Genomic DNA, 12,262 nt, shown 5'->3' with positions numbered 1-12,262 from the left:
ATAATGATAGGGATTCAAAGGGCGTTCATCGCCAAGGAGTTTTGAGGCAAATGAGGCGATCGCATGTGACGACCGTGTCATTGCTCGCGGCGCTGGCGTTGGCCGCCTGCACCAATGCGAAGGACGTTCTCGAACCCTCGGCCATAGCCCCGCAGTCGACACAGGCCGTGCCCGCAGCCGGCACGGCTGCAGCACCGCAGCCTTCCGCGACGGCACAACCTTCCGCCCCTGCACAGCCCGCAACCACGACCGTGCCGCCCGCAAAAAGCGCCGCCGTCATCGCACGAACCCGCCTGCAGGTGGCGCCGATCGTCGGCGCGTCGGTAGAAGCCGCCACACCGTTGACCGCGGAGCTTCAGACGCGAGCCAAGCAGCGCGGCATCATCTTGGCAGGCAGCGCCGGGCAGACCCCAACGCACGTGCTGAAAGGCTATTTCTCGACGATGTCGGAAGGTAAGGATACCACCGTCATCTATGTCTGGGACGTCTATGACCCGGCAGGCAACCGGCTGCATCGCATCAACGGCCAGCAGAAGGCGCCGTCGGTCAATGGTGGCGAAGGCTGGGCTGCTGTCGCGCCGGAGACCATGCAGGCGATCGCCGATCAGACGATCGACCAGTTTGCCACATGGCTTGGCGGTCAGGCGGGCTGACACGTTGCAGGCTGCCCTCGCCGTAAACGTTTATTGAGATTAGCCGGCGGATTCCCGATCACGACGCTTGCAATACCGGCACGGGCCGCTAAAAGCCCGACTTAAGAGGCTCAAGAGAGTCTGCCAGAGTCTCCATCCTTCACCAGGAACGGTGCATGAAGCTTTTCGCGGGCAATTCCAACAGAGTGCTGGCCGAAGCGGTCGCCCGCTATCTCAACATCCCGCTGGGCAAAGCCAGCGTCAGGCGCTTCGCCGATCAGGAGATCTTCGTCGAGATCCAGGAAAATGTGCGCGGCGAGGATGTCTTCGTCCTGCAGTCCACCTCGTTCCCGACCAACGATCACCTGATGGAACTGCTCATCATGATCGATGCCTTCATGCGCTCATCGGCCAAGCGCATTACGGCGGTCATTCCCTATTTCGGCTACGCCAGGCAAGACCGCCGCGCCTCGGGCCGCACGCCGATCTCGGCCAAGCTGGTCGCCAACATGATCACGCGGGCGGGCGTCGATCGCGTGCTGACGCTGGATCTCCATGCTGGCCAGATCCAGGGCTTTTTCGACATCCCGACCGACAATCTGTTTTCAGTGCCGGTCATGGCCCGCGACGTGAAGGCGAAATACAAGCAGCTTGCCAATGTCATGGTCGTGTCGCCGGATGTCGGTGGCGTGGTCCGCGCCCGTGCGCTCGCCAAGCGCATCGATGCCCAGCTTGCCATCGTCGACAAGCGTCGCGAGCGCCCCGGTGAATCGGAAGTCATGAACGTCATCGGCGACGTGCGCGGCAAGGATTGCCTGCTGATCGACGACATCATCGATTCGGGCGGCACCTTGTGCAATGCGGCCGATGCGCTGCTTGCCGGCGGCGCCACCAGCGTCACCGCCTATACCACCCACGGCGTTTTGTCCGGCGGCGCCATCGCCCGCATCGGCGCCTCGAAGCTGCAGGAACTGGTCATTACAGATTCCATCCAGCCGACCCAGGCGGTGCTCGACACCAGCAACATCCGCGTCATCTCCATCGCCGACCTGATGGGTGAGGCGATCTCGCGCACGGCGACCGAGGAATCGGTGTCGAGCCTGTTCGACTAGCGCACCGACCACGAAACGATTTTCAGCCCTCGATAGGGATGCTCTCGCACGTATCAAAGCCCACCATCGGGCGCGCCGCTCCTAGGCTACAGGACCTTCCAGCCGCGCCGGCACATTGGGCCGGCGAACGCCTTCGCCGGCATCCCGCGCGCCGCGCATATAGCCGCGCGGCGATGCTCCCAGCATGCGCTTGAACATAGTGATGAAGGCCGGCACGCTGTCATAGCCGAGATCAAGCGCCACCCTGGTGATCGGCTCGCCGTCCGCCAGCCGCGGCAAGGCCGCGAACAGGCAGGCCTGCTGGCGCCACGTCGATAGCGACAATCCAGTCTGGCGATGAAAGGAACGGGTGAAGGAACGCCGGCTCATGCCGACGATATCGGCCCATTCGTCGATCGTCGCATGCGGCGAGGGTGCTGCGACGAAGCGCCGGCACAGCGCCGCAAGCCTTGGATCTGAAGGAAAAGGCAGGCCGAGCGGCCGTTCCGGCAGGTTCGGGATTTCATGCAGCAGGAGGCTCATGATCAGCCCGCCGCGCCCTTCCAGTTCGCCGCCCTGTGGCAGCTTTTCCGATTCCACGATCAGGCTATGCATGAGGTCGGTGACGCCGACGACCCGCAGCCCTTCAGGCAACCCGGGGATCGCCTCCGGCATCACATAGACCGAACGCATGCTGACGTCGCCAAGCATCTCGACGGAATGCTCGGTGCCGGCGGGAATCCACATGGCATGATCGGGCGGCACCATCCAGCGCCCATGTCGCGTCGTCACCAGAACCACGCCGACAAGCGCATGCAGCAACTGGCTGCGGCTATGGCGGTGCCGCGGCACATGGTAGCCGTCGGGGTATTCGGTCGGCAGGGCCACCGCTGGCCCGACGGCCTGCTCCAGCCACTGCCAGCGGCGCTCATGCAACTGCCCGAGATCGCTGTCGCCAGCTTTGAAGATTTCATTGCCGTGCGGCATTGGGTAATGGCCCACTCGCGAAACTATTGGACCAAACCACGAAAGAAGTCGCCCGGCAAGTGACTTATAAGGCAACCGGCTACGCCTGCGGGAGCGCCCGCCAAAAAGTCCACGGAGCATGCCTTGACCGACACGACAGCCACCACCGTCGCCACCCCTGCGACGGCCAGCCACACTTCGGCGCAAGCGACGGCCTTCACCGTCATTCTTGCGGTGAGCTTCTGCCACTGTGTCAACGACATCATGCAGTCGCTGCTGTCGGCCATCTATCCGCTGCTGAAGGACAATTACGGCCTCGATTTCTGGCAGATCGGCCTTTTGACCTTCACCTTCCAGGTGACGGCCTCATTGCTGCAGCCGCTGATCGGCATGGTCACCGACAAGCGGCCGATGCCCTATTCGCTGCCTTACGGCATGGCGGCCTCGCTGATCGGCCTGATCGTGCTGGCCTATGCCGGACATTATTCGCTGCTACTGATCGGCGCGTCGCTGATCGGCATCGGTTCGGCGATCTTTCACCCGGAATCCTCGCGCATCGCCCGTTTCGCCTCGGGCGGCAGGTTCGGCCTGGCGCAATCGCTGTTCCAGGTCGGCGGCAATCTCGGCCAAGCCATAGGGCCGCTGCTGGCTGCCTTCATCGTCGTGCCCTTCGGCCAGACCAGCATAGCGTGGTTTGCCGTCGGCTCGCTGATCGGCATCATCGTGCTGTGGCGGGTCGGCGGCTGGTACAGCCGTCTTCGCGCCTCGCTCGCCAACCGCAAGGCGGCGAGTTTCGTCTCGCCCTTTCCGCGCCGCAAGGTGATGGGCGCGCTGGCGGTGCTGACCTTGCTGGTGCTGACCAAGAACGCCTACGTCGCCAGCCTCGCCAGCTACTACACCTTCTACGCCATCGATAAATTCGGCGTTTCGGTGCAGATGTCGCAGGTCATGCTGTTCCTGTTCCTCGGCGCCTCGGCGCTGGGTATCCTGCTCGGCGGCCCGTTCGGCGACCGCTACGGACAGAAGCCGATGATCTGGTTCTCGATCGTCGGTGTCCTGCCCTTCACGCTGGCCCTGCCCTACGCCAATTTCGAATGGACGATGGTGCTGACCGTGCTGATCGGCCTGATCCTGTCCTCGGCCTTCTCGAACATCGTCGTCTTCGCCCAGGAACTGGTGCCGGGTCGCGTCGGCATGATCGCCGGCATCTTCTTCGGCTTCGCCTTCGGCATGGGCGGCATCGCCGCCGCCGTGCTCGGCGTCGTCGCCGACATGAAAGGCATCGATTTCGTCTTTCAGGTCTGCTCGTATTTGCCGCTGCTCGGGCTGCTGACGGTTTTTCTTCCCAACATGAAGGAAGCGAGGAAGATCGAGGACGACGCCACGATAGGGTGAAGCTTGGGTTGGACCTCGGCTTTCTCCCAAGTCAGGCCGCGCGAAATGGCAACTCGATGGGAACTCGCGCTGTAAGGCGCTCGTTAAGAACGAGGCCAGGATTGGATACACCAATCACAGCGCTACTCAGAATTCTCAGGGATGGAGGTCATGCGGGCAGTCATCGTTGGCGCCGGGATTGCGGGACTTTCGCTTGCCAAGGGGCTTCGGCTCCTTGGCTGGGAGGTCGAGATTTTCGAGCAAGCGAGCGAATTGAAGCCTTTGGGCGCAGGTCTCAGCCTGAGCGCCAACGCGCTTCGGGCTCTGCGCACGCTCGGGCTTTACGATGCGGTTGTGGCCAATGCGCAGGCGATACACCGGCTCGACCTTCTTGACGACAAAGGCCAGGTTCTTCAATCGACGGATTTTCAGCGCTTTAGCCAGCGATACGGTCATCTCAGCATGGCTGTGCTGCACCGAGGCGACCTTCACAAGGCCCTTCTTTCGCAGCTACCCCACTCGATAATTCACACCGATATGGAGTGCGTCGATGCACGTGACTTGGGTGATCGCATCGTTCTACGCTTCGCGAATGAGGAGAGCGTGGGGAGCGATCTGGTGCTCGCCTGCGATGGCATTCACTCCGTGGTTCGCAAGGCGCTGTTTCCGCAATCGAGGGAGCGCTTCGCGCGTTATGTCTGCTGGCGCGCAATCGCGCCAGGCCTTCCACAAGGAATGGACCCACCCGCCTGACCGAGAGCTGGGGGGCCGGCAAACGGATCGGCCTAGCGGCGATTCCCGGCGAAAGAGTCTACTGGTTTGCCTGCAGCGGCGCCGACCGCGTCGGCGATCCCAAACTGGCGCAGGCCGATCTTGCCGAGGTGCGCGCAATGTTTTCCGGTTTCCACGATCCGATTCCGGAAATCTTCGATCGGACACCTGCCGGCTCGATGATCTGGACGGACATTCTCGATCTCGACCCAATGCCTGCGTTCACCCGCGGCAGGGTGGCCCTGCTTGGCGATGCCGCCCATGCCGTCACCCCTGATCTGGGACAGGGAGCGGGACTCGCGATTGAAGACGCGGCGGTGCTTGCGGCTTTGTTCGGACGGCATCCGATCGGGCAGGCAATCCGCGAATATGACAAGCGTCGCCTCGAAAGGGCGCATCGCGTTGCATCCGAATCGCGTTTTTACGCCGGAGTTGCGCAATTGCGGAACCCGATTGTCGTCCCTCTCCGCAACTTGCTGGTGAAGAGCATCCCTGAGCGTTTCATGGACCGGCAGTTGGATTCGGTTCTCGACATAGACTTCGAGCCGGTCAGGATCGCCGCGTAGCGCCAAGCCTCCATGCATGGCCTTGGAAACCGACCTATTCCTGCTCGCCCTATGCATAACCACAGATCGAGCAATTTTGCCGTCATGTGCTGCAGAGCTTTCTAAATGCACTGATCGCGGCAACCACTCTCGAATGGACATCCTTGTCTGAAGGAACCGGCAGCGTGCTAATGACCCGCCGGATCTGCAGATCACCAATCAGCAGGTTCAAGAACCAATCGGCCGCGATGCGTGCAGATGGCGCGGCGAGCGCGCTGCTCTCCAAGCCGCGCTGGATCAGTTTCTCGATCAGCGGGAATACCGAATCGCGACCACCTGCGGCAATCGTCGCACCCAATTCGCCACTCTCGTCAGAAGCAGCCGCGCGGTTAAGGGAAATTGCCCGCTCGCCAAGCAGCATCGAAAGGAGGATCGGAGCAACATCCTCAAGGGTTACCAGAGGATCGGCTTCGTCCCTGATTGCCGCATCCAGTGCCGCTTTCGTCGTCCTTGCATTGTTCTCGACCATCGTCTTGAACAAGCCCTTCTTATCGCCATACCAGCGATAGAGAGTTTCGTTTGACGCCTTTGCCTCTTTGGCTATGCCAAGCATGGAAGTCCCGCCATAGCCTCTCTCCTTGAGAAGCTTGTAGGCTGCCCTCTCGATCTGTGCTCGACGCGCAGCCTTGGTGTCCTCGCGCATTCCAATCTCCGAAACTGCCAATCTGCGAAACTGCCAAGCTTGGAAACTGCTTGACCAAAACCGTACACGTTTGTACGTATATGCAAAAGCGTACACGGCGATACGGTTTGGTGGAAGCAGCGATGCCTGGGATAGTGGTAGGACTGTCGATCACATCGATCATCTTTTGCGGAGCGATTTTTGGATTTTTCTACGCTTGGGTCTGCTCCACAATGTGGGGCCTCGATCAGACTGATCCGCGCGTGGCAATCGAGGCAATGCAAGCGATGAATGCGTCGGTTCGCAACGCCGTGTTCTTTCCGGCATTCTTTCTGACGCCGGTCGTCCTGGGGCTCACGGCTGCCGCGATGCGTTTCGATGGCCGCAAGTCGCCTGCGTTTTGGTTCGCGGCGGCAGCGCTCGTCTATCTGACATCAGGCCTTTTCCTCACATTGACGGTGAACGTGCCAATGAACGAGGCATTGGCCGCAACTGCCATTCCCGACGATATCGAGACTGCGCGCCATATCTGGCAGGATTATTCACAACGATGGCAGTTCTGGAACCAGGCGCGAACCATCGCCTCAGGAATCGCCTTGGCTTTTGCCGGCCTCGGTCTGGTGAGGATGTGACCGGGATCACCTGAGCCGGACGACGCAGCGGCTGGGCGCTTATTCCTGTTCGTTTCGGTCGTATTGCTCCCGGTCACAGAGCCTGGGCCCCCGCACCGCCGAAAATTCAGGTGAGATACTGCCCACCCCCAACGGCTTGCACCCCGCCCCGCCTTCCGCTATAGAGCCGCCACCCGCGTAGACACCCTTGGAGGCAACGCGGCGGAAGGCTGTCCGGGCCTGCGTGATCCCAAAAAAGATTTTGGACCAGATCATGTAAGGCCATGACGGCTTTCGACGTTTACGGCCCAGGCACCTCGCCGGCCGCGAACGCTCCAGAACAACGCGAAAGGAAATGCCATGAGCGATACTTACGAGCTCAAGGCCGAAGCGCGCGAACAGGTCGGTAAGGGGTCCGCCCGTGCAGTTCGCCGCAACGGTAAAGTGCCTGCAGTAATTTACGGCGACAAGCAGCCTCCCCTGGCGATTGCGCTGACCTACAAGGACATCTACTACAAGATCCATGGCGGCGGGTTCCTGACCACGATCGCCACGATCGATGTCGACGGCAAGAAGATCCAGGTCCTGCCCAAGGACTTCCAGCTCGACCCGGTCAAGGATTTCCCGGTCCATGTCGACTTCCTGCGCATCGGCAAGGACACCGAAGTCAATGTCGACGTGCCGGTCCACTTCATCAACGAGGACAAGTCGCCCGGCATCAAGCGCGGCGGCGTGCTCAACATCGTGCGTCACGAAGTCGAGTTCCACTGCCCGGCCAATGCGATCCCGGAATTCATCACCGTCGATCTCACCGGCACCGATATCGGCGATTCGATCCATATCTCGGCGGTCAAGCTGCCGGCCGGCGTCAAGCCGGTGATCTCCGACCGCGACTTCACCGTCGCGACCATTGCCGGCTCCGCGGCGATGAAGCCGGAGGCGGAAGAGACGGTCGAAGCGGCTGAGCCCGAAGCGGCTCCTGCCGCCGAAGAGAAGTAATCCCTTTCCGCCCGGAGGTGACGATGCTGCTGTTTGCAGGCCTCGGCAATCCGGGCGCGAAATACGCCAACAACCGGCACAATGTCGGCTTCATGGCGGCGGACGCAATCGGCCGCCGCCATTCCTTTTCGCCCTGGTCGAAGAAGTTCCAGGGACTGATCGCCGAAGGCACGCTTGCCGGCGAAAAGATCATCCTGATCAAGCCGCAGACCTTCATGAACAATTCAGGCCAGTCGATCGGCGAAGCGCTGCGCTTCTACAAGCTCACCCCCTCGGCGCTCACAGTCTTCTATGACGAGATCGACCTCGCCGACGGCAAGGTCCGCGTGAAGACCGGCGGCGGCGCCGGCGGTCACAACGGCATCCGCTCGATCGACGGCCATGTCGGTAACGCTTACCGCCGCGTGCGCATCGGCGTCGGCCACCCGGGCGTCAAGGAATTCGTCCAGCATCATGTGCTTGGCGATTTCGCCAAGGCCGATCGCGAATGGCTGGAGCCGCTGCTCGACGCCATCGGTGATCATGCCGACTTGATCGTCAGGGGGGACGAGTCCGGCTTCATGAACAAGGTCAGCGTTGCCGTCCAACGCAAGACCGGTGCTACGCCCGAACGCGAAAACGCGGGGTCGAAACAGCAGAGCCCGAAACAGCAAAGCCACGTCCGTCAGGCGCGACAGCAGCCGGCGGTCAAGCTGCCGCAAACCGGCCCGATGGCTGCCATGCTGAAGAAGCTGTTTGGCGGCAAGGATTGAGCTTCGGCGTGAACGGAGCCGAAGGGCTTGACGTTCGTCACCCCTTTCGCCCATAGCCCTCATCAAATTTCGATTTCCCAATAGGACCGGATAAAAATGGGTTTCAAATGCGGCATCGTTGGCTTGCCCAATGTTGGCAAATCGACGCTTTTCAACGCGCTGACCAGGACGGCGGCGGCGCAGGCCGCCAACTATCCGTTCTGCACCATCGAACCGAATACCGGCGAGGTGGCGGTGCCCGACCCGCGTCTGCAGAAGATCGCGGCGATCGGCAAGTCGAAGGAGATCATCCCGACCCGCATCTCCTTCGTCGACATCGCCGGCTTGGTACGCGGCGCCTCGAAGGGCGAAGGGCTGGGCAACCAGTTCCTGGCCAACATCCGCGAGGTCGACGCCATCGTCCATGTGCTGCGCTGCTTCGAGGATGATGACATCACCCATGTCGAGGGCCGCATCGATCCCGTCGCCGACGCCGAGACGGTCGAGACCGAGCTGATGCTCGCCGACCTCGACAGCCTCGAGCGCCGCATCGTGCAGTTCCGCAAGCGCGCTTCCGGCAAGGACAAGGAGGCGTTGACCGTGCTTCCGATGATGGAAGCCGCTCTTGAACTCCTGCAGGCCGGCAAGCCAGCCCGCATTCTGCTCAAAGGTATCTCCGCGGAGGATCTGCGCATCCTGCAGGGGCTGAACCTGCTGACGTCGCACCCCGTTCTCTATGTCTGCAATGTCGCAGAGGCCGACGCCGCCGCCGGCAATTCGCACACCAAAGCGGTCGAACAGATGGCTGCCGCGCAAGGCGCCCGTACCGTGGTGATTTCGGCAGCGATCGAAGCCGAGGTCGCGCAGCTCAGCGACGACGAGGAAATGGAATTCCTGGCAACGTTGGGCCTTGAGGAGCCAGGCTTGAACAAGGTGATCCGCGCCGGCTACGAGCTTTTGCAGCTCATCACCTATTTCACCGTCGGGCCAAAGGAAACGCGCGCCTGGACCGTGCACAAGGGCGCCAAGGCGCCGCAAGCGGCAGGCGTCATCCACACCGATTTCGAGCGTGGCTTCATCCGCGCCCAGACCATCGCCTACAACGACTTCGTCGCGCTGGGTGGCGAAGTGGCCGCCAAGGAAGCCGGCAAGGCGCGCGACGAAGGCAAGGAGTATGTCGTCCAGGACGGCGACATCATGCTGTTCAAGTTCAACACCTGACCTGACCGACGGCGCCTTCTTCCTTCTCCCCTTGCGGGAGAAGGTGGATTGGCGCGCAGCGCCAAGACGGTTGAGGGGTGTTAGCCGGAGCGCTGTGGGTGCCAAGCTGGAACACCCCTCATCCGACCGAGCTTCGCTCGGCCACCTTCTCCCATAAGGGGAGAAGGGAGAGACCGCACGGGCCCTTTCCGCGTGGCTTGACTGCCCGCAATGCCCGGTCTAAGGGGCGTCTGCACCGGCCCGCGCTTTCGTCGAAAGCCTGTCCCGTGCAATCCGAAACGACACGCCCGCTCGAACCCATCCTTTTGGCCTCAGCAAGGGAGACCCGGCGATGATCAAGGCATTCGTCGTGGACAATGATCGCCTGCGCGTTGCCGACGATCTCTTGGCAAACAGCGACAAGGTCGTCTGGGCCGACCTTATGAACCCTACCAAGGAAGAGGAAACGGCCATCGAGACTTGGCTCGGTGTTGCCATTCCGACGCGCGAGGAGATGGAGGAGATCGAGATTTCGAGCCGCCTCTATATCGAGGACGGCGCCTATTTCATGACCGCCACGCTGCCGGCTCAGACCGAGGCCGACGATCCGCTAATGTCGCCGGTCACCTTCGTGCTGGCCGGCAATAGGCTGATCACCGTGCGCTACCACGAGCCGAAGGCCTTCAAGACCTTTCCGCTGCGCGCCGAGAAGGTGGCGACCGGCTGCACCAGCGGCGACACCATCCTGATCGGCCTGCTGGAGGCGATCGTCGACCGCCTCGCCGACATTCTGGAGCGCGCCGGCCGCGACATAGAGACGATCTCGCGCGACATCTTCGAGGCACGCTCGACCAAGGCTTCCAAGCGCAACCGCGACTTCCAGGAATTGCTGAAGGCCATCGGCCGCAAGGAGGACATCGCCTCCTCGATCCGCGACAGCCTGATCTCGCTGCAGCGGCTCGCCGGCTTCCTCACCCACGCCTCGACCCAGACCAAGATGAGCAAGGATATCCGCGCGCGCATCAAGACCTTGTCGCGCGACGTGCTGTCGCTCGCCGACCACGCCACCTTCCTGTCGCAGAAGATCAACTTCCTGCTCGACGCGACGCTCGGCATGATCTCGATCGAGCAGAACGCCATCATCAAGATCTTCTCCGTCGCCGCGGTCATCTTCCTGCCGCCGACGCTGGTCGCGTCGATCTACGGCATGAATTTCAATGTCATGCCCGAGCTGAGCTGGCACTTCGGTTATCCCTTCGCCATCGGCTTGATGATCCTGTCGGCGATCCTGCCCTTCTGGTATTTCCGCCGCCGCGGCTGGTTGTAAAGCCTTCGGACCTTCTGTTTCGTTGACTGTTCCGTGGGGCGCGCGATGGCCTGGCGCACCAGAAATTACTTGACCAAATCCCGTCCCACCTGCATCCGGGAACCCCGATCCGTGGCGATCGTGCAATCTTGAACCGGATTCCAGACCATGACCGGAAAGAATTCCAGACCATGACCGGCCAGACCGGAAAGACTTGGGCCTATGAGGATTTCGTCGAGGGCGCCTCGCTCGACCTCGGCACGAAGCTGGTGAGCGCGGCCGAGATCATCGAATTCGCGCAAGAGTTCGATGCGCAGCCGATGCATCTCGACGAGGCGGCGGGCAAGGCCAGCATCCTTGGCGGGTTGGCGGCCTCCGGCTGGCACACCTGCGCGATGTTCATGCGCATGCTGTGCGATGCCTTCCTGCTGGACTCGACCTCGCAGGGCGCCCCCGGTGTCGACCTCGTCAAATGGAAAAAGCCGGTGCTGGCCGGCGATATGTTGACCGGCAACACCACCGTCCTTGCCAAGCGCCTGTCCAGATCGAAGCCCCAACTCGGCCTCGTCACCATGCGCAGCGAGCTTTTCAACCAGCGTGGCGAAGGCGTCTTCGAACTCGAGAACACCGTCATGTTCCTGACCCGAGGGGCCAACGCGTGAGCCTCGACGAATTCTTCTGCATCGGCGTCACCGTCACGCTCGGTTCGCATAAATTCGAATCCGAGGCGATCAAGGCGTTCGCCAGGAAATACGATCCGCAGATATTCCATCTCGACGAAGAGGCGGCGAAGAGGAGCGTGTTCGGCGGCCTGTGCGCCTCGGGCTGGCACACAGCGGCAACCTGGATGAAATTGAACCTCGAGACCGGCGTGGAGGCCAACGGCGCCCGGTGGGCCGGCACTAGGCCCGCGCCCGAATTTGGCCCCTCGCCCGGCTTCAAGAACCTCAAATGGCTGAAGCCCGTCTATGCCGGAGAAACCGTGACCTTCACCCGCACCGCGCTTGCCCATCGCCCCATCGCATCACGGCCGGGCTGGCGGTTGCTCACGCTGCGCTCGGAGGCCTTCGATTCGACCGGCGACAAGGTCATCGAGTTCGAAAGTGCCGTGCTGGTGAAGATGGGGTGAGCTTTCTTCCTTCTCCCCCTGTGGGAGAAGGTGGATTGGCGCGCAGCGCCAAGACGGATGAGGGGTGTTGGAGGGAACTCAACGCCTCACTCTGTCCAGCACCCCTCATCCGACCGAGCTTCGCTCGGCCACCTTCTCCCACAGGGAGACCTTTGCACAGAAGCCGAACGGTGATTCTGTGGTGAAGGTTGGAGCAGGGAGATTCGGGATGGCGGATCGTGTTTT

At 61.9% G+C, this 12,262-nt stretch carries 15 protein-coding genes; 12 read left to right on the top strand and 3 right to left on the bottom strand.

Going from position 1 to position 12,262, the window contains the following annotated elements; all coding sequences use genetic code 11:
• Positions 1–50: 50 nt before the first annotated feature.
• Both CIT25_RS30540 and CIT25_RS30535 read left to right on the top strand, forming a co-directional pair.
• A complete protein-coding gene (locus CIT25_RS30540) occupies positions 51–653 on the top strand; it encodes a hypothetical protein (RefSeq protein WP_095488842.1) in 603 nt (200 codons plus the stop codon).
• Between the two features lie 155 nt (positions 654–808).
• On the top strand, positions 809–1,744 hold the full coding sequence (locus CIT25_RS30535; RefSeq protein WP_095488841.1) for a ribose-phosphate pyrophosphokinase: 936 nt from the start codon (positions 809–811) through the stop codon (positions 1,742–1,744).
• 81 nt (positions 1,745–1,825) lie between these two features.
• Here CIT25_RS30535 and CIT25_RS30530 read toward each other — a convergent pair whose 3' ends face one another.
• On the bottom strand, positions 1,826–2,710 hold the full coding sequence (locus CIT25_RS30530) for an AraC family transcriptional regulator (RefSeq protein WP_095488840.1): 885 nt from the start codon (positions 2,708–2,710) through the stop codon (positions 1,826–1,828).
• Positions 2,711–2,833: 123 nt separating this feature from the next.
• Between CIT25_RS30530 and CIT25_RS30525 the strand changes: the two genes are divergently transcribed.
• Together CIT25_RS30525 and CIT25_RS37005 are read left to right on the top strand one after the other, a co-directional pair.
• Positions 2,834–4,084 (top strand): MFS transporter, encoded by a 1,251-nt coding sequence (locus CIT25_RS30525; RefSeq protein WP_167391104.1) that lies wholly within the window; start codon positions 2,834–2,836, stop codon positions 4,082–4,084.
• A 150-nt stretch (positions 4,085–4,234) separates the two neighbouring features.
• Positions 4,235–4,816, top strand: coding sequence for an FAD-dependent monooxygenase (locus CIT25_RS37005; protein WP_167391103.1), 582 nt, complete (start codon positions 4,235–4,237; stop codon positions 4,814–4,816).
• A 32-nt stretch (positions 4,817–4,848) separates the two neighbouring features.
• Here the strand turns inward: CIT25_RS37005 and CIT25_RS37865 are convergent, their stop codons facing one another.
• Positions 4,849–5,097, bottom strand: a complete 249-nt coding sequence (locus CIT25_RS37865) for a hypothetical protein (protein ID WP_167391102.1) — start codon at positions 5,095–5,097, stop codon at positions 4,849–4,851.
• Between CIT25_RS37865 and CIT25_RS36995 the strand changes: the two genes are divergently transcribed.
• Positions 5,071–5,400: an FAD-dependent monooxygenase gene (locus CIT25_RS36995; RefSeq protein WP_167391101.1), complete on the top strand. Its 330-nt coding sequence runs from the start codon at positions 5,071–5,073 to the stop codon at positions 5,398–5,400. The genes CIT25_RS37865 and CIT25_RS36995 overlap by 27 nt on opposite strands.
• Positions 5,401–5,482: 82 nt before the next feature.
• Here CIT25_RS36995 and CIT25_RS30515 read toward each other — a convergent pair whose 3' ends face one another.
• The gene (locus CIT25_RS30515) at positions 5,483–6,082 is read right to left on the bottom strand and encodes a TetR/AcrR family transcriptional regulator (RefSeq protein ID WP_095488838.1); all 600 of its coding nucleotides are present in this window, start codon (positions 6,080–6,082) and stop codon (positions 5,483–5,485) included.
• A 266-nt stretch (positions 6,083–6,348) separates the two neighbouring features.
• On the opposite strand from CIT25_RS30515, the gene CIT25_RS30510 reads away from it, so the two are divergent.
• From CIT25_RS30510 to CIT25_RS30475, 7 genes are all read left to right on the top strand, one after another.
• Positions 6,349–6,693: an anthrone oxygenase family protein gene (locus CIT25_RS30510; RefSeq protein ID WP_337126616.1), complete on the top strand. Its 345-nt coding sequence runs from the start codon at positions 6,349–6,351 to the stop codon at positions 6,691–6,693.
• 339 nt (positions 6,694–7,032) lie between these two features.
• Positions 7,033–7,671, top strand: a complete 639-nt coding sequence (locus tag CIT25_RS30500) for a 50S ribosomal protein L25/general stress protein Ctc (RefSeq protein WP_095488835.1) — start codon at positions 7,033–7,035, stop codon at positions 7,669–7,671.
• Between the two features lie 23 nt (positions 7,672–7,694).
• Positions 7,695–8,423, top strand: a complete 729-nt coding sequence (pth, locus tag CIT25_RS30495) for an aminoacyl-tRNA hydrolase (RefSeq protein ID WP_095488834.1) — start codon at positions 7,695–7,697, stop codon at positions 8,421–8,423.
• A gap of 96 nt (positions 8,424–8,519) precedes the next feature.
• The gene (gene ychF, locus CIT25_RS30490; RefSeq protein WP_095488833.1) at positions 8,520–9,623 is read left to right on the top strand and encodes a redox-regulated ATPase YchF; all 1,104 of its coding nucleotides are present in this window, start codon (positions 8,520–8,522) and stop codon (positions 9,621–9,623) included.
• A 331-nt stretch (positions 9,624–9,954) separates the two neighbouring features.
• Positions 9,955–10,929: a magnesium/cobalt transporter CorA gene (corA, locus tag CIT25_RS30485; RefSeq protein WP_095488832.1), complete on the top strand. Its 975-nt coding sequence runs from the start codon at positions 9,955–9,957 to the stop codon at positions 10,927–10,929.
• A 170-nt stretch (positions 10,930–11,099) separates the two neighbouring features.
• Complete coding sequence (locus tag CIT25_RS30480) at positions 11,100–11,570, top strand: MaoC family dehydratase (protein ID WP_095488831.1); 471 nt, start codon at positions 11,100–11,102, stop codon at positions 11,568–11,570.
• Positions 11,567–12,037, top strand: a complete 471-nt coding sequence (locus tag CIT25_RS30475; RefSeq protein ID WP_095488830.1) for a MaoC family dehydratase — start codon at positions 11,567–11,569, stop codon at positions 12,035–12,037. The genes CIT25_RS30480 and CIT25_RS30475 overlap by 4 nt, the downstream gene beginning before the upstream one ends.
• Positions 12,038–12,262 lie beyond the last annotated feature (225 nt).

Origin of the sequence: Mesorhizobium mediterraneum (assembly GCF_002284565.1) — a bacterium.
Lineage (GTDB): Bacteria > Pseudomonadota > Alphaproteobacteria > Rhizobiales > Rhizobiaceae > Mesorhizobium > Mesorhizobium mediterraneum.
The sequence above is the reverse complement of the archived record's forward strand: the minus strand, read 5'-3'. Positions and strand labels throughout refer to the sequence as shown.